Source organism: Pseudomonas sp. Hz4, from assembly GCF_054898165.1.
In genome coordinates this window covers 3,416,977-3,431,654 of the sequence record NZ_CM142719.1, presented here as the reverse complement: position 1 = coordinate 3,431,654, position 14,678 = coordinate 3,416,977, and the positions used below count along the sequence as shown (strand labels likewise).

At 59.8% G+C, this 14,678-nt stretch carries 16 protein-coding genes and 1 pseudogene; 12 read left to right on the top strand and 5 right to left on the bottom strand.

Going from position 1 to position 14,678, the window contains the following annotated elements; all coding sequences use genetic code 11:
• Positions 1-9 precede the first annotated feature (9 nt).
• The gene (locus tag ACYZTR_RS15610) at positions 10-1,440 is read right to left on the bottom strand and encodes a transglycosylase SLT domain-containing protein (protein ID WP_461972240.1); all 1,431 of its coding nucleotides are present in this window, start codon (positions 1,438-1,440) and stop codon (positions 10-12) included.
• Between the two features lie 99 nt (positions 1,441-1,539).
• The gene (gloB, locus tag ACYZTR_RS15605; protein WP_461972239.1) at positions 1,540-2,307 is read right to left on the bottom strand and encodes a hydroxyacylglutathione hydrolase; all 768 of its coding nucleotides are present in this window, start codon (positions 2,305-2,307) and stop codon (positions 1,540-1,542) included.
• A 65-nt stretch (positions 2,308-2,372) separates the two neighbouring features.
• On the opposite strand from gloB, the gene ACYZTR_RS15600 reads away from it, so the two are divergent.
• The 5 genes from ACYZTR_RS15600 to ACYZTR_RS15580 all read left to right on the top strand — a co-directional run bounded on the left by ACYZTR_RS15600 (position 2,373) and on the right by ACYZTR_RS15580 (position 7,600).
• Positions 2,373-3,131: a methyltransferase domain-containing protein gene (locus ACYZTR_RS15600; RefSeq protein ID WP_282380240.1), complete on the top strand. Its 759-nt coding sequence runs from the start codon at positions 2,373-2,375 to the stop codon at positions 3,129-3,131.
• A gap of 91 nt (positions 3,132-3,222) precedes the next feature.
• Positions 3,223-3,675, top strand: a complete 453-nt coding sequence (rnhA, locus tag ACYZTR_RS15595; protein WP_461972237.1) for a ribonuclease HI — start codon at positions 3,223-3,225, stop codon at positions 3,673-3,675.
• 154 nt (positions 3,676-3,829) lie between these two features.
• A complete protein-coding gene (gene dnaQ / locus ACYZTR_RS15590; protein WP_461972235.1) occupies positions 3,830-4,588 on the top strand; it encodes a DNA polymerase III subunit epsilon in 759 nt (252 codons plus the stop codon).
• A gap of 127 nt (positions 4,589-4,715) precedes the next feature.
• On the top strand, positions 4,716-6,971 hold the full coding sequence (locus ACYZTR_RS15585) for an Orn/Lys/Arg family decarboxylase (RefSeq protein WP_461972233.1): 2,256 nt from the start codon (positions 4,716-4,718) through the stop codon (positions 6,969-6,971).
• Positions 6,972-6,985: 14 nt separating this feature from the next.
• Positions 6,986-7,600: a GNAT family N-acetyltransferase gene (locus tag ACYZTR_RS15580; protein ID WP_461972231.1), complete on the top strand. Its 615-nt coding sequence runs from the start codon at positions 6,986-6,988 to the stop codon at positions 7,598-7,600.
• Here ACYZTR_RS15580 and ACYZTR_RS15575 read toward each other — a convergent pair.
• Positions 7,566-8,459 (bottom strand): LysR family transcriptional regulator, encoded by an 894-nt coding sequence (locus ACYZTR_RS15575; protein ID WP_461972229.1) that lies wholly within the window; start codon positions 8,457-8,459, stop codon positions 7,566-7,568. The two genes, ACYZTR_RS15580 and ACYZTR_RS15575, sit on opposite strands and share 35 nt — an antisense overlap.
• An 88-nt stretch (positions 8,460-8,547) precedes the next feature.
• Complete coding sequence (locus tag ACYZTR_RS15570) at positions 8,548-8,808, bottom strand: hypothetical protein (protein WP_449644615.1); 261 nt, start codon at positions 8,806-8,808, stop codon at positions 8,548-8,550.
• Between the two features lie 175 nt (positions 8,809-8,983).
• On the opposite strand from ACYZTR_RS15570, the gene ACYZTR_RS15565 reads away from it, so the two are divergent.
• Both ACYZTR_RS15565 and ACYZTR_RS15560 read left to right on the top strand, forming a co-directional pair.
• A complete protein-coding gene (locus ACYZTR_RS15565) occupies positions 8,984-9,544 on the top strand; it encodes an NADPH-dependent FMN reductase (RefSeq protein ID WP_461972227.1) in 561 nt (186 codons plus the stop codon).
• A gap of 28 nt (positions 9,545-9,572) precedes the next feature.
• Positions 9,573-9,738 (top strand): annotated as a pseudogene (locus ACYZTR_RS15560) (ArsB/NhaD family transporter); the annotation flags it as partial.
• Between the two features lie 33 nt (positions 9,739-9,771).
• On the opposite strand, the gene ACYZTR_RS15555 reads toward ACYZTR_RS15560, so the two are convergent.
• On the bottom strand, positions 9,772-10,722 hold the full coding sequence (locus ACYZTR_RS15555) for a DUF1853 family protein (RefSeq protein WP_461972225.1): 951 nt from the start codon (positions 10,720-10,722) through the stop codon (positions 9,772-9,774).
• A gap of 111 nt (positions 10,723-10,833) precedes the next feature.
• Here ACYZTR_RS15555 and ACYZTR_RS15550 point away from each other — a divergent pair, with 111 nt between their 5' ends.
• The 5 genes from ACYZTR_RS15550 to ACYZTR_RS15530 are packed head-to-tail and all read left to right on the top strand — an operon-like array spanning position 10,834 to position 14,676.
• Entirely contained in the window at positions 10,834-11,724 is an 891-nt protein-coding gene (locus ACYZTR_RS15550) for an NAD(+) kinase (protein WP_010459816.1), read from the top strand.
• Complete coding sequence (locus tag ACYZTR_RS15545; RefSeq protein ID WP_461972223.1) at positions 11,724-12,695, top strand: metallophosphoesterase; 972 nt, start codon at positions 11,724-11,726, stop codon at positions 12,693-12,695. Before ACYZTR_RS15550 ends, ACYZTR_RS15545 begins: the two co-directional genes overlap by 1 nt.
• Entirely contained in the window at positions 12,692-13,561 is an 870-nt protein-coding gene (locus tag ACYZTR_RS15540) for a rhomboid family intramembrane serine protease (RefSeq protein WP_461972221.1), read from the top strand. Before ACYZTR_RS15545 ends, ACYZTR_RS15540 begins: the two co-directional genes overlap by 4 nt.
• A gap of 27 nt (positions 13,562-13,588) precedes the next feature.
• Complete coding sequence (locus ACYZTR_RS15535) at positions 13,589-13,849, top strand: YeaC family protein (RefSeq protein ID WP_461972219.1); 261 nt, start codon at positions 13,589-13,591, stop codon at positions 13,847-13,849.
• The gene (locus ACYZTR_RS15530) at positions 13,846-14,676 is read left to right on the top strand and encodes a DUF2797 domain-containing protein (protein ID WP_461972217.1); all 831 of its coding nucleotides are present in this window, start codon (positions 13,846-13,848) and stop codon (positions 14,674-14,676) included. The genes ACYZTR_RS15535 and ACYZTR_RS15530 overlap by 4 nt, the downstream gene beginning before the upstream one ends.
• Positions 14,677-14,678 lie beyond the last annotated feature (2 nt).

The window sequence follows — 14,678 nt, the reverse complement described above, 5'->3', positions numbered from 1 at the left end:
GGGCTCGTTTTAGTGCGGCGAATACACCGTCAGCATCTGGCCCGGTTTGAGGGCCTGACCGACACGCGGGTTCCAACGCTTGAGGTGCTGCATTTCAACGTTGAAACGCTTGGCCACCATGTACAGCGAGTCGCCTTGCTTGACCTTGTATTGGGTCTGCGACTTCTTGGTGTTGGCCGCCACTACGGTGGTGGTGCGCCCGGAACTGCGCTTGGTGGTGTCCTGCATGACTAGCGTTTGGCCGACCTTGAGGTTCTTGCCGGTCAGTTTGTTCCAGCGCTGCAGGTCCTTGATATCGACTTTGTTGGCCTTGGCGATGGTGCCGAGGTTGTCGCCGCGTTTAACGCGGTAAGCGCGTTTGAGGCTGGCAATTTCGGAGTCGTCTGCGCCTTCGAATACTGGCTTGAGTGGCTTCTTGCTGATCAGCTCCTCAGGACGCATGGTCGAGAGACTGGCCGTCAGCAGTTGCGCCTTGGAGGTTGGCACCAGCAAATGCTGAGGGCCATCGATGGTGGTGCGCTGCTTGAACGCCGGGTTGAGCTGGAACAGTTCGTCTTCGTCGATGTTGGCCACCGCGGCAACTTTGGACAGGTCCATGCGCTGGTTGATTTCGACGACCTGGAAGTACGGTTCGTTGGCGATCGGGTTCAGGTTCACGCCGTAGGCTTCTGGCGCCAGCACCACTTGCGACAACGCCAGCAACTTCGGCACGTAGGCCTGGGTTTCGGCCGGCAGCGGCAGGTTCCAGTAATCGGTCGGCAAGCCGAGCTTTTCGTTACGCTCGATGGCCCGGCTGACCGTGCCTTCGCCAGCGTTATAGGCCGCCAGGGCCAGCAGCCAGTCGCCGTTGAACATGTCATGCAGGCGCGTCAGGTAATCCATGGCCGCGGTGGTCGAGGCGGTGATATCGCGACGGCCATCATAGAAACGGGTTTGACGCAGGTTGAAGTAACGCCCGGTGGAGGGGATGAATTGCCACAAGCCAACCGCGTTGGCCCGGGAATAGGCCATCGGGTTGTAGGCGCTTTCAATCACCGGCAACAGCGCCAGTTCCAGCGGCATGTTGCGCTCTTCAAGGCGTTCGACGATGTAATGAATGTAGAGGCTGCCGCGTTCGCCGGCATTTTCGAGGAAGGACGGGTTGCTGGCGAACCACAGGCGCTGTTGCTCGATGCGCGGGTTGACGCCCACGTTGTCCTGCAGCTGGAAGCCTTGGCGCATACGCTCCCAGACATCCTGTGGAATTTCCGGAGTCGGTTTTTCACTGATCCAGATAGGTTTCTGCTTGGCTCGCGCGGCAATGTTCGGTGTGTGTGTCGCTTCGGTCTGCGGCACATGGCTGGAACAGCCCGCCAGGGTGGCGGCCACAGCCACCGCAATGGCTTGAACCAGGCGGGTCAATGCGTCTGAACTGATGGCTTTACGAATAGATGACGACATTGGCTGGAAGTAAGTTCCGGGCAAAAATGTCGGGCGATTCTAGAAAGCGTACCCCCCGCGGTCAACCATTCAGAATTTTTGTACCATCAGCCAGGCCACTTAGAACTTATCTTTCCAAGCACGAAGAGCAGCAAAAACCGCACTCGAAGCCGGGTTATCGGTTCCGTTCCGTTCGTCCACTTTTTCTTTAACGGATGTTTCGTCGATTCGCAAAAATGGGTTGGTAAGCTTTTCAAGCGCCAGAGTAGAGGGCAGCGTGATGATTCCGGCTGCACGTTGCGCGGTGACTTTTTCCAGACGTGCGGCGGTGTCCCGATTGCCCGGTTCGACCGCTGCGGCAAATTTCAGGTTGCTCAGGGTGTACTCATGGGTGCAGTAGACCAGCGTATCTTCAGGCAGGGCGGCGAGGCGGGTAAGCGAGGCGTGCATTTGCTCCGGCGTACCTTCAAACAGCCGCCCGCAGCCGGCGGCAAAGAGGGTGTCGCCGCAGAACAGCAGGCCGTGATGGTAATAGGCAATATGCCCCAAGGTGTGACCGGGGACGGCAAAGACATCGAAGTCCCGGCCCAGCACGGTGACGCGGTCGTTGTCCTTGAGCGCCACGTCCCGGCCCGGGATGGTTTCGCTCGCCGGACCGTAGACTTTCGCGTCTGTCGCTTTTTTAAGCTGCTCGACGCCGCCGACGTGGTCATGATGATGGTGAGTGATCAAAATATCACTCAACACCCAACCCGGATGCGCTGCGAGCCAGGCCTGCACTGGCGCGGCATCACCCGGATCGACCACTGCGCAGCGCTGGGTGCGGTGGTCTTGTAACAACCAGATGTAGTTGTCGGTGAAGGCGGGCAGGGCACTGATCTGTATCATCGTCGGATTCGCCAAGCGGAAAACAATGGTGCATCTTAGAGCTTCCTGGCGCGTTGGAGAATGCAATGACCGATAAAGCGTTCGCTCAGGCTGATCCTGAGTGGCTGACATTGATCAGCGCGGCCCGTGAATGGCTGTCCGGCCCCATTGGGCAATTTCTGCTGGACGAAGAACGTCGCATGCTCGAAGACGAGCTGGGGCGCTTCTTTGGTGGCTACCTGGTGCATTACGGTCCGTCGGCCCAGACACCGCCGTCGGCGCCGCAAGTGCAGCGCAATGTGCGGCTCGGCGCGCCGTTGCCGGGGGTCGAGATTGTCTGCGAAGAACAGGCGTGGCCTTTGAGCGAGCATGCCGCCGACGTGGTGGTGTTGCAGCATGGGCTGGATTTCTGCCTGTCGCCCCACGGTTTGCTGCGTGAAGCGGCGAGCAGCGTGCGGCCCGGCGGGCATCTGCTGATCGTCGGGATCAATCCCTGGAGCAGCTGGGGCTTGCGCCATGTTTTCGCCCACGACGCCTTGCGCAAGGCTCGTTGCATCTCCCCGTCGCGCGTCGGCGACTGGCTCAATCTGCTGGGTTTCGCGCTGGAGAAACGCCGCTTCGGGTGCTATCGTCCGCCGCTTGCGTCACCCGCCTGGCAGGCTCGTCTGGCCGGTTGGGAGCGCAAGGCCGGTGACTGGCAACTGTCGGGTGGCGGCTTCTATTTATTGGTGGCGCGCAAGATCGTGGTGGGCCTGCGGCCCGTCCGTCAGGAGCGGCGTGAACCGATGGGCAAGCTGATTCCATTACCGATGGCCAAGGTCAATCGTCGCCGCCTCGATCCGTAATACATTTTTACTTTCCCGGCCGGGTTCGCCCCGGCCTCGGGCATCGTCGATCACTGATCGGCGAGCCGCCGCATTTTCTGGATAGATTGGCATGAGCGATAGCGTAGAACTCTTCACCGACGGCGCCTGTAAAGGCAATCCTGGCCCAGGCGGCTGGGGCGCTTTGCTGGTGTGCAAGGGCACTGAAAAAGAACTGTGGGGAGGCGAAGCCAACACCACCAACAACCGCATGGAGCTGATGGGCGCGATCCGCGGCCTGGAAGAACTCAAGCGCTCATGCGACGTACTGCTCGTGACTGATTCGCAATATGTGATGAAAGGCATCAACGAGTGGATGGACAACTGGAAGAAGCGCGGCTGGAAAACGGCGGCGAAAGAACCGGTTAAAAATGCTGATTTGTGGAAGCTGCTCGATGAGCAGGTCAATCGCCACAACGTCACCTGGAAATGGGTGCGTGGCCACATCGGCCACCACGGCAATGAACGGGCCGACCAATTGGCCAACCGCGGCGTGGATGAAGTGCGCGGTTACAAACAGGCCTGACCGGCCCTTGAGGCATTCCCGCGCGGAGCGTGGGAACGATCAGTGGGAGCGAGCCTGCTCGCGAATGGGTGCAACACGGTGTATCTGAAAGACCCCGGCGAGCGTGTTAACATCGCCGCTTTTGCACGATTGCCCCGTTGAGAGCTGAGCACTGATGGCCACCAGATCCGTTGTACTCGATACCGAAACCACCGGCATGCCGGTGACCGACGGCCACCGGATTGTCGAAATCGGTTGTGTCGAGTTGATCGGTCGGCGCCTGACGGGCCGGCATTTCCACGTTTACCTGCAACCAGACCGCGAGAGTGATGAAGGCGCCATTGGCGTCCACGGCATCACCAACGAATTTTTGGTGGGCAAGCCGCGCTTCACTGAAGTGGCCGATGAGTTCTTCGAATTCATCAAGGGTGCGCAGCTGATCATTCATAACGCGGCGTTCGACGTTGGCTTCATCAACAACGAATTCGCCTTGATGGGCCAGCACGATCGTGCGGACATCACGCAGCACTGCTCGATCCTCGACACCCTGATGATGGCCCGGGGACGTCACCCTGGGCAGCGCAACAGTCTCGACGCTTTGTGCAAACGTTATGGCGTCGACAACTCCGGTCGTGAACTGCACGGCGCCTTGCTCGACTCCGAGATCCTCGCCGACGTTTACCTGACCATGACGGGTGGCCAAACCAGCCTGTCCCTGGCCGGTAATGCCTCCGATGGCAATGGTTCCGGTGAAGGGGCAGATAACTCGGCCACCGAAATCCGCCGTCTGCCGGTCGATCGTCAACCGACGCGAATTGTTCGCGCCAGCGAAGATGACTTGGCCCAACACGTGGCACGCCTGGAAGCCATCGCCAAATCCGCCGGCGCCCCGTCGCTCTGGCAGCAACTGGCCGAGGCCAAGGCTCAGGCCTGATTTGCTGGCCACATGATGGTGCATCCTTTGACCCACATCAGGGCATCGCGCTCGCCACAAGCGCTTGAACCCTCTACCCTGAGGTGATTGGCGGACCACGGTCTGCCGCCTCAGGACACTGAGCCCCATGTATAAAGATCTGAAATTCCCGGTCCTGATCGTCCATCGTGACATCAAGGCCGACACCGTCGCCGGTGACCGCGTGCGTGGCATCGCCCGGGAACTGGAGCAGGAAGGCTTCAGCATTGTCTCGGCGGTGGATTACACCGAAGGGCGCCTGGTCGCCTCGACCCATCACGGTCTTTCCTGCATGTTGATTGCGGCCGAAGACGCCAGCACACACTCTCATCTATTACACAACATGGCCGAGCTGATCGGCCTGGCGCGGGTTCGTGCGCCCGACTTGCCGATCTTCGCTCTGGGTGAGCAGGTGACCCTGGAGAACGCTCCCGCCGACGCCATGGCTGAACTCAATCAGCTGCGCGGCATTCTTTATCTGTTCGAAGACACCGTGCCATTCCTGGCCCGCCAAGTGGCCCGAGCCGCGCGCAAATACCTGGATGGGTTGCTGCCGCCGTTTTTCAAAGCGCTGGTGCAGCATACGGCCGACTCCAATTATTCCTGGCACACACCCGGTCATGGCGGCGGCGTGGCGTACCACAAGAGTCCCGTGGGGCAGGCGTTTCACCAGTTCTTCGGGGAAAATACCCTGCGTTCGGATTTGTCGGTGTCGGTGCCGGAACTCGGTTCTTTGCTCGATCACACCGGTCCGCTGGCAGAAGCGGAGGCGCGTGCTGCCCGCAACTTTGGTGCCGATCACACGTTTTTCGTGATCAATGGCACCTCGACCGCCAACAAAATTGTCTGGCATTCGATGGTCGCTCGCGATGACCTGGTGCTGGTGGACCGCAACTGCCACAAGTCGGTGCTGCACTCGATCATCATGACTGGCGCCATCCCGCTGTACCTATGCCCGGAGCGCAATGAACTGGGGATCATCGGCCCGATTCCGTTGAGCGAATTCAGCCGCGAATCGATTCAGGCCAAAATCGACGCCAGCCCGCTGACCAAGGGCCGGGCACCCAAGGTCAAGCTGGCGGTGGTGACCAATTCGACGTACGACGGCCTCTGTTACAACGCTGAGCTGATCAAGCAGCAGCTGGGCACCAGCGTCGAGGTCTTGCACTTCGATGAAGCCTGGTACGCCTACGCGGCGTTTCACGAGTTCTTCGCCGGGCGTTACGGCATGGGCACTTCCCGCAGTGATGACGGCCCGCTGGTGTTCACCACTCATTCCACCCACAAACTGCTGGCGGCGTTCAGCCAGGCGTCGATGATTCACGTGCAGGACGGCGGCGCGCGGCAACTGGATCGGGATCGCTTCAATGAAGCGTTCATGATGCACATCTCCACTTCGCCGCAGTACAGCATCATCGCTTCGCTGGACGTGGCTTCGGCCATGATGGAAGGGCCGGCCGGGCGTTCGCTGTTGCAGGAAATGTTCGACGAAGCGCTGAGTTTTCGCCGGGCGCTGGCCAATCTGCGCCAACACATCGCCGCTGACGACTGGTGGTTTTCCATCTGGCAGCCGCCGTCGGTGGAAGGCATCAACCGTGTTGTCACGCAAGACTGGCTGCTGCAACCCGACGCCGACTGGCACGGCTTTGGCGGCGTGACCGACGACTACGTGCTGCTCGATCCGATCAAGGTCACTTTGGTGATGCCGGGCCTGACGGCAGGCGGCGCCCTCAGCGAGCGCGGGATTCCGGCGGCGGTAGTCAGCAAATTCCTTTGGGAGCGTGGGTTGGTCGTTGAAAAGACCGGGCTGTATTCATTCCTAGTGCTGTTCTCCATGGGTATCACCAAGGGCAAATGGAGCACGCTGCTGACCGAGTTGCTGGAGTTCAAGCGCAGCTACGATGCCAACGTCAGCCTCGCGAATTGCCTGCCGTGCGTGGCGCAAGAGAATGTCGCGCGCTATCGGGGCATGGGTTTGCGCGATCTGTGCGATCAATTGCACGCCTGCTACCGCAGCAATGCCACAGCCAAGCACCTCAAGCGCATGTACACGGTGCTGCCGGGAATCGCCATGAAGCCATCCGACGCCTATGATCAATTGGTGCGTGGCGAGGTTGAAGCGGTGTCGATCGATGCTCTGGACGGGCGGATCGCCGCGGTGATGCTGGTGCCGTACCCGCCGGGGATCCCGTTGATCATGCCCGGCGAGCGTTTTACCGAGTCGACACGCTCGATCATCGATTACCTGGCATTCGCCCGCACGTTCGATAGCAGCTTCCCGGGGTTTGTCGCTGATGTGCACGGTTTGCAACACGAAGACGAGGGCAATGGACGGCATTACACCGTCGATTGCATCAAGGAATGAGGACCTTTCCCAGTATGCAACCACTCATGAATCCTAAATATCCAGGGCTGTCGGTGCGCGTTGCCGACGACGGTTTTGCAGCCTACATCTGGGGCAGTGATTTCAGTTTTGAAGTCGCGGCCTACGGCGCAGCCGAAGTTGGCAAGCCGGTTGAGCAGTGGGTCGTGACACCGATCACGCCCTATCGCAAGTGCTACGGCATCGACCCTGAAGAGTTCAGCAGCTTCCGCGATGCCGCTGACAGCGCGATTTTCATGGCTTATCTCGATGATGAACCGGTGGGTCACTTGGTGGTCAGCACCAATTGGAACGGCTTTGCCCATATCGACGAGTTGGCGGTGCATGCGCCGGCGCGGCGCCATGGCGTGGCCAAAGCGTTGCTGGATGTGGCGCAGTTCTGGAGCCGCAAAAAGAAACTGCCGGGCATCATGCTGGAAACCCAGAACAACAATTTGGGTGCCTGTCGGCTTTATGAGCGCAGCGGTTATATGATCGGCGGGATCGATCATCTGCGTTATCGCGGGATCGATCCGAACACCGCCGAAGTGGCGCTTTTCTGGTATCGATTGTTCGATAACCCGCTGGAAGCCCCGCTTAAATCGCCAGCATCGCCACGGCTTGTTCCGTGATGATGCTCAGTAAGGCCTGAACCGCCGGTGAAGGCTCGCCGTTCTTAAGGGTCAAGGCATACAGGCTGATTGGCACGGCAGGCGCCAGCGGACAGGCATCCAGCCCGGCTGATTTGGCCCCGAGGGCGGTGAAAGGGTCGACGATGGCCAGGCCTTCACCGGCCTCGACCATGCTGCGCATCATCTGGTGAGTCTGTACGCGGGTCTGAATGACCGGGGCAGGGCGCAGGGCATGCAGTTTGTTTTCCAGTGCCGGACTCAGCGGATCATGACCCTCCAGGCCAACCATCGATTGGCCGGCCAGGTCCTGCAGCGAGATGTATTTTTGTTTGGGTTGCAACCAGCCGTGAGGTGCCAGCAGCTGAAGTTTGCCTTGGGCAATCACCTGGCAATGAATGTCGGCGTGATCGGGATCATGCAGGCTCAGGCCCAGATCGCTTTCGCGCAGCAGCAGGCTTCTGACGATCTCGCGGGTGGGTTGACTCAGGAGGGTGCAAGGCGCGTCAGGGAGACGTCGGCGCAGGGCGGCAATGCTCTGGGGCAATAACTGCTGTGCCAGTGGCGGTGTGCAGATGATCCGTAAGGGCGGAGCCTGATATTGCTTGAGACTGGTGGCCAGGCGCTGGACCGGCTCGAGCGCTTCATAGACGTGGGCGATCTGGACCTGCAACTCCCGCGCCTCGCGCGTGGCCTGCAGGCGTCCACGCACGCTGGAAAACAGCATGAAACCCAACTGATCCTCGGCGTCGCGAAGAATGCCTTCGACTTCGGCCGCAGGCAGCTGCAGCCATTCGGCCGCGGTGCCCAGGTGACCGGTCTGCAGGAGCGCCTGGATCACTTCGATATGACGTAAACGCATGCGTGAAGTCCATGTTCAGCAGGTGAGGGAGTCAGTGGCTGAATCCTAACTCAAGTGCGCGCATATGACTTCTGCTCATAACACGGGGTTATGAGGCGACGGTGGTTTCCGGCAGACTTCCGACATAGGTATCGGGTTCGCGAACGATGGTGACGTCCGATTGCACCAGCAAAAACTGGTTGTCATCGAGCTTTTTGACGCGATCGCCAATGGCCAGTTTGTAGGTGGTGACAGGCACCGAGCCAGCAAGGCCGTCTGCCGACGGGGTGGATTCCTGGAACTCATGCACGGAATAGACACGGCCTTCCGCGTCTCTTGCATGGAACTGACCGACGAGTACTGCTGCCATCTGCTTAGAACCTCTGGAGATAAATCACTCAATATGCGGCTCTGTAGACCGTGGTTGGGCGAGGTAAGTTTTCCTACAGGAAAAAAATAGTCAGGGGCGGCGTTTTCAGTCGCCCACTGGTTGAATCGTCATCTATAACTACAAGCTCTTTCCATCGGACAGTCGAGAATCTTCCATGAGCAACGTCTATACGATCGCCGTACTGGTCGGCAGCTTGAGAAAGGAATCGATCAATCGCAAGGTGGCGCTGGCCCTGGCTGACCTGGCGCCTGCCAATCTCAAGCTTGCTATCGTCGAAATCGGCGATCTGCCGCTCTACAACGAAGACATCGATGGTGCTTCACCGCCGGCAGCCTACAGCACTTTCCGGCAACACGTGAGCTCATCCGACGCAGTGCTGTTCGTGACCCCCGAATACAACCGTTCGGTACCGGCACCGCTGAAGAATGCGATCGACGTGGGATCGCGTCCTTATGGCAAGAGCGCCTGGAGCGGCAAACCTGGTGGGGTGATCAGTGTTTCGCCCGGCGCTGTCGGCGGTTTTGGTGCCAACCATCACTTGCGTCAGTCCATGGTGTTTTTGGATGTGCCGTGCATGCAGCAACCGGAAGCGTACTTGAACGGTGCCGGTTCGGCATTCGACGAGGCGGGCAAGCTGTCCGAGGCGGTCAGACCGTTTTTGCAAAAATTCATCGATGCATATGGCAAGTGGGTCGAGCAACACAAGAAGCTATGACGCTCATTTAGCACGGAGCCGGCCACAGAAAATTACTCCGATCGGCAGCCTGGCGACCTTGCTATGGCTGCATGAGCTGGACCGCCAGAGCATTCGGATCGGTTGGGGATTACCACTTCAACGTCGGGATTGTGCTGACGGTGCCGGTATTGTTGGTGACGTTGACGGCTTTGGCTTTGCGGTTATCGGTATAGACCGCGAAGGGGCCAGCCCAGGCGCGACAAAACTCAGCCAGTGCCAGGAACATTCGGCCAAAGATCCGCCACCAGAAACAGCCGCTCGGCTTCTTCCCAGTCGCCCTGGGCGTTTTCTGTGAGTCGCACCAGCAACTGCGCAGGCGCCAGTGGCTCCAGATCGCTGATCCAGGCATTCAGCTGCTCAGTGTTCCAGGTCTGCTCCTCGGGATAGTGCGCCGGTGCCAGCCAGGCATGGCGGGGCAGGGGTTGCCAGCGACCGAATGGACGCTGCACGACAAAGTCTGCCCAGTCCTTCTGATGCAACCAGCTACCGCGCAAATGCTGTGGATGTGCGCCGTTCGGTGGCCCGGCCGGTCCCGGCCACGGATACAGCAAATAGCCCCCTAGCCACAAATGCGCACTGAACTGCTGGATATCCAGCGCCGCCAACACTTCGCGACTCTCCGGGCGCGCCGAAATCGGCAACTGATGCTGAGTCAGGTGGGCCAGTTTGCGGTCCAGCCGATCGTGACAGCCGGGGCCGAGCCACTGGGCCGTGTCGTGTCCGTCGCCATTTTGCGGGCCAAGGTAAAGTTTGATCGCCAGTTCCAGATGATGCACGCCGTCGCGATCGCGCAGCAGCATGTCCAGCTCGCCCAGCGTGTGGCCTTCGCGGCGGATTGGCATGTTGGCAGCAATCAGGTCGATACCCGGCGCGTGCCGCACGGCGTATTGCCAGAGGCGTTCGTAGTACACGCCCAATCGCCGGGTTCTGGCCTGCGCCAGCCAGTGCAACAAGTCATAACTGTCGCGATCGAGTTGCCTGAGCCATTGCTCCAGTCGCTCCGGCGCCTGCACCCAGTCGCTTCCGGCCAGTGGATGACGTTGCGGCCACGAGGTTTCCCCGAGCATCGGCGGAGCGAGGATGACCCATGCCAGATCGCGCACTTCGGGGTGGCGCAACTGGTGGGGTAACTGCAGCAAATCTGGAAATAAGATCATCTTGCGAGCATAGCCTTAAACAGGAGTACATCCTTGTGGCTGAAAGGATTTTGTCTACGGACGGCTTTCGCCCATAATCGTGTTTTTCGCCGTCACAGACTCAGGGGCCCCATGGAGCAATTTCGCAATATCGGCATCATCGGTCGCCTGGGCAGTTCTCAGGTGTTGGATACCGTCCGCCGACTGAAACGGTTTCTGCTCGATCGTCACCTGCACGTGATCCTCGAAGACACCATCGCCGAAGTGCTGCCGGGCCATGGCTTGCAAACCTCGTCGCGCAAGATGCTCGGCGAAGTGTGTGACATGGTGATTGTGGTCGGTGGTGACGGCAGTCTGTTGGGCGCCGCCCGCGCGCTGGCCCGCCACAATATTCCGGTGCTTGGCATCAACCGTGGCAGCCTGGGCTTCCTGACCGATATTCGCCCCGATGAGCTGGAAGTCAAAGTCGCCGAAGTGCTCGACGGCCACTATCTGGTCGAGAACCGCTTTCTGCTGCAAGCCGAAGTCCGCCGCCACGCCGAGGCCATTGGCCAGGGCGATGCGCTGAACGATGTGGTGCTGCACCCCGGCAAATCGACGCGGATGATCGAGTTCGAGCTGTACATCGACGGCCAGTTCGTCTGCAGCCAAAAGGCCGACGGCCTGATCGTCGCCACGCCCACCGGTTCGACTGCCTACGCGCTGTCGGCGGGCGGGCCGATCATGCATCCCAAACTCGACGCTATTGTGATTGTGCCGATGTATCCCCATACCTTGTCGGGTAGGCCGATCGTGGTCGATGGCAACAGTGAGCTGAAAATCGTCGTGTCCAAAGATATGCAGATCTACCCGCAAGTCTCCTGTGACGGGCAGAACCACTTCACCTGCGCGCCGGGTGACACCATCACTATCAGCAAGAAGGCCCAGAAGCTGCGGCTGATTCACCCCCTCGACCACAACTATTATGAAGTCTGCCGGACCAAGCTCGGCTGGGGCAGTCGGTTGGGTGGTGGAGGCGATTGATGCTCGATCCCGCGCGTAGCTACGACCTGATCGGTGACGTGCACGGTTGCGCTCTGACCCTTGAGCACCTGCTCGACCGGCTCGGTTATAAAAAACACGGTGGCGTCTGGCGGCACCCGTTGCGCATGGCGGTGTTCGTTGGCGACATCATCGACCGCGGCCCGCGGATTCGCGAAGCGCTGCACATCGTTCACGACATGGTCGAAGCCGGCCAGGCGCTGTGCATCATGGGTAACCATGAATTCAACGCCCTCGGCTGGAGCACACCGGCGCCTCCGGGCAGCGGCAAGCAGTTCGTGCGTGAACACACCCCGCGCCATGCCCGCTTGCTGAACGAAACCCTGACCCAGTTCGAAGACCATCCGGCTGACTGGCATGACTTCCTGCAATGGTTCTATGAGATGCCATTGTTCGTCGATGCCGGGCGTTTCCGGGTGGTGCATGCCTGCTGGGACTCGGGACTGATCGAACCGCTACGGGCACTGTTCCCCAACGGTTGCGTCGAGGAGCACTTCCTCCAGGCCTCCGCGGTGCCAGGCAGTTTCGCCTGCACCGTGTTCGATCGCTTGCTGCGCGGCACCGACATGCGCTTGCCTGATGGTCAGACCATGACCAGCGGCGATGGCCTGACGCGTTCGTTTTTCCGCACCAAGTTCTGGGAAGACGACCCGCAAACCTACGGAGACATTGTGTTCCAGCCTGACGCCTTGCCCGAGCCCGTGGCCCAGACACCGCTGTCGTCTACCGAAAAAAACACCTTGCTGCGCTATGGCATCGATGAGCCTTTGTTGTTCGTCGGCCACTACTGGCGCAGTGGCAAACCGGTGCCGATCCGGCCGAACCTGGCCTGTCTGGATTACAGCGCCGTGCTCTACGGCAAACTGGTCGCCTACCGTCTGGACCAGGAAACCCGTCTCGACCCGCACAAATTTGTCTGGGTCGATGTCGAGCGGCCGGAGGTGCTGCGATGAGTGCCGTTGCCGTTTTACGTCTGCCGCTGGCGGCGGACTTGAGCGGGTTTGTCAAACTGTTGCAGCGCATGCAGGTGCCGCATCGGGTCAGCGAAGAGGCGGGTGAGCAGGTGCTGTGGGTGCCGGCCAACATCAGCGAAGACGTGCGCTCGTTGTACGAACGCTACCCGGCCGGTGATCCCGATCAACAGCTGGACATTCCGGTGGCGAAAACCATCAAGCGCCCAAGTTTCGTCGAGCAACTGCGCCACGCCAAGGCGACAGCGTTCGTGCTGCTGCTGAGCCTGCTTGTCGGCGCGGTGACGCTGCTGGGCGAAAACCTCGATACGATGCGCTGGCTGACCTTCCTCGACTTCCGCATTGTCGGCGAGTACATCCACTTTGTGCCATTGGCCGACAGCCTGGCGTCGGGGCAGTGGTGGCGTCTGGTGACGCCGATGCTGATCCACTTCGGCATCCTGCACCTGGCCATGAACGGCATGTGGTACTGGGAACTGGGACGACGCATCGAGTCGCGTCAGGGCAGCATCAACCTGATCGGCCTGACCTTGCTCTTCAGCCTGGTTTCCAACTACGCCCAGTATTATTTCAGCGGTCCGACTTTGTTCGGCGGGTTGTCCGGTGTGTTGTATGGCCTTTTGGGGCACTGCTGGATTTTCCAGCTGTTGTCGCCGAACCAGGCTTATCGCCTGCCGCGCGGTGTGCTGGTGATGATGCTGGTGTGGCTGCTGCTGTGCCTGTCCGGGCTGGTCTCGATGATCGGCTTCGGTGAAATTGCCAATGCGGCCCACGTCGGTGGGTTGCTCGTCGGATGCTTGACCGGTTTGTTGGGCGGTTTGTACAACCGCCGTAAACTGGCCGTCTAAATTAGTGATGTGAGCGCGGAGCCCTTGATGTCCTCTTTTAACGAAATGATCCAAAACATTACCCCCGATATCTACCAGAGCCTGAAACTGGCGGTGGAAATCGGTAAATGGTCCGACGGTGGCAAACTCACCGCCGAACAACGCGAACTGTCACTGCAAGCGATGATCGCCTGGGAAATCCAGAACCTGCCCGAAGACCAGCGCACCGGTTACATGGGCGTGCAGGAGTGCGGTTCCAAGTCGATCGAAGTGCCGAACATCCTGTTCAAGTCGGATGCCGTCCATTGATCGAGATTGGCCGCGGTGCAATCAGCAAGATGTCGGCGCGCCTTGACGGGCCGAACGTGCAGTACGCGTTTCGTCTGGATGACGTCGAGGTCCCGGTCAATCCATTGATCGGCACCACGGTGCGTCTGGAGTACCTGGGAGCGATTCACTGCTCCCATTGCGCACGCAAGACTAAAACCAGTTTCAGCCAGGGTTATTGCTACCCGTGCATGACCAAACTGGCCCAGTGCGACCTCTGCATCATGAGCCCGGAGCGCTGCCACTATGACGCCGGCACCTGCCGTGAGCCGCAGTGGGGCGAACAGTTCTGCATGACTGAGCACATTGTGTATTTGTCCAACTCTTCGGGGGTGAAGGTCGGGATTACCCGCGCCACTCAACTGCCTACCCGTTGGATCGATCAGGGCGCCCGTCAGGCGTTGCCGATCATGCGCGTTTCGACCCGTCAGCAATCGGGCTTCGTCGAAGATCTGTTCCGCAGTCAGGTGGCAGACAAAACCAACTGGCGTGCTTTACTCAAGGGCGACGCGGTGTCGGTGAATTTGGCCGAGGTTCGCGATCAACTGTTCGACAGCTGCGCCGAGGGCTTGCAAGGTTTGCAGGAACGATTCGGCCTACAGGCAATCCAGACTATTGCCGATGTAGAAACGCTCGAGATCCGCTATCCGATCGAGCAATACCCGGCGAAGATAGTCAGCTTCAACCTGGACAAGAACCCGATTGCCGAAGGCACGCTGCTAGGGATCAAGGGCCAATACCTGATCTTCGACACCGGCGTGATCAACATTCGTAAATACACGGCCTATCAGCTCGCCGTGCATCAGTAAGG

Excerpts from the sequence above, each read along its gene's own strand:
- ACYZTR_RS15565 (WP_461972227.1), top strand. The coding sequence starts at position 8,984 with ATGAGCAACGTCTATACGATCGCCGTACTGGTCGGCAGCTTGAGAAAG.
- dnaQ (WP_461972235.1), top strand. The coding sequence starts at position 3,830 with ATGGCCACCAGATCCGTTGTACTCGATACCGAAACCACCGGCATGCCG.
- ACYZTR_RS15600 (WP_282380240.1), top strand. The coding sequence starts at position 2,373 with ATGACCGATAAAGCGTTCGCTCAGGCTGATCCTGAGTGGCTGACATTG.
- ACYZTR_RS15610 (WP_461972240.1), bottom strand. The coding sequence starts at position 1,440 with ATGTCGTCATCTATTCGTAAAGCCATCAGTTCAGACGCATTGACCCGC.
- ACYZTR_RS15570 (WP_449644615.1), bottom strand. The coding sequence starts at position 8,808 with ATGGCAGCAGTACTCGTCGGTCAGTTCCATGCAAGAGACGCGGAAGGC.
- ACYZTR_RS15580 (WP_461972231.1), top strand. The coding sequence starts at position 6,986 with ATGCAACCACTCATGAATCCTAAATATCCAGGGCTGTCGGTGCGCGTT.
- rnhA (WP_461972237.1), top strand. The coding sequence starts at position 3,223 with ATGAGCGATAGCGTAGAACTCTTCACCGACGGCGCCTGTAAAGGCAAT.
- ACYZTR_RS15550 (WP_010459816.1), top strand. The coding sequence starts at position 10,834 with ATGGAGCAATTTCGCAATATCGGCATCATCGGTCGCCTGGGCAGTTCT.
- ACYZTR_RS15535 (WP_461972219.1), top strand. The coding sequence starts at position 13,589 with ATGTCCTCTTTTAACGAAATGATCCAAAACATTACCCCCGATATCTAC.
- ACYZTR_RS15575 (WP_461972229.1), bottom strand. The coding sequence starts at position 8,459 with ATGCGTTTACGTCATATCGAAGTGATCCAGGCGCTCCTGCAGACCGGT.
- ACYZTR_RS15545 (WP_461972223.1), top strand. The coding sequence starts at position 11,724 with ATGCTCGATCCCGCGCGTAGCTACGACCTGATCGGTGACGTGCACGGT.
- gloB (WP_461972239.1), bottom strand. The coding sequence starts at position 2,307 with ATGATACAGATCAGTGCCCTGCCCGCCTTCACCGACAACTACATCTGG.
- ACYZTR_RS15540 (WP_461972221.1), top strand. The coding sequence starts at position 12,692 with ATGAGTGCCGTTGCCGTTTTACGTCTGCCGCTGGCGGCGGACTTGAGC.
- ACYZTR_RS15585 (WP_461972233.1), top strand. The coding sequence starts at position 4,716 with ATGTATAAAGATCTGAAATTCCCGGTCCTGATCGTCCATCGTGACATC.
- ACYZTR_RS15555 (WP_461972225.1), bottom strand. The coding sequence starts at position 10,722 with ATGATCTTATTTCCAGATTTGCTGCAGTTACCCCACCAGTTGCGCCAC.